The sequence below is a fragment of the Kribbella deserti genome, from assembly GCF_042434725.1.
Taxonomy (GTDB): Bacteria; Actinomycetota; Actinomycetes; order Propionibacteriales; family Kribbellaceae; genus Kribbella; species Kribbella deserti.
The window spans coordinates 1-598 of record NZ_JBHLTC010000017.1; the positions used below are offsets into that span (position 1 = coordinate 1).

Here is a 598-nt window from a genome sequence, read left to right on the forward strand (position 1 = left end):
GAGGCGAGATGGGCTGGTCCCGATGCCATCCGGCACCGGTATGACGCTTTTCGACCAGGCTTTGCATCTGGCCGAGCCGGTTGTTGTCCCGGTCGGACTCGATACTGCTTTGCTCCGCGATCGGCATGACCAGCCGCGCGGAATCTTGCAAGACCTAGTCCGGTCCGCCGGCAGGCGCAAAGGCGATAAGCGGTCGCCGCAGAGCGGAGGCGATCTGGCTGCCGCACTTGCGGCTATGCCGGCCGAGGAAGGCGCCCAGCACCTGCTCGACCTGGTTCGTCGAGAGGTCGCTTTGGTGCTGGGATACGAGGACCAGCGGCAGATCAACAGTGAGCACGCGTTCAAGGATCTCGGACTGGATTCGCTCACTGCCTTGGAGTTGCGTAACCGCCTCAACAGCCTGACCGGACTGAAACTGCCGGCAACTCTCGTGTTCGACCACCCGACCCCCATCGCCCTCACCCAATACCTGCAGCAGGAACTCCTCCACGACATCAGCGCCTCCGTCCTGGCAAGCGTCAACAAGAGGCCCGTAGACGTCCAGGAGCTTGAGGATGAGGTTCATGAGCCGATCGCGATTGTTGGGATGGCGTGTCGG

The 598-nt window shown here is 62.7% G+C and carries 1 protein-coding gene; it reads left to right on the forward strand.

Features of this window, described 5'->3' with window-relative positions:
• Window positions 1–235: 235 nt before the first annotated feature.
• A partial coding sequence (locus ACFFGN_RS13430) for an acyl carrier protein (protein ID WP_380047111.1) occupies window positions 236–598 on the forward strand: 363 nt, incomplete at its 3' end.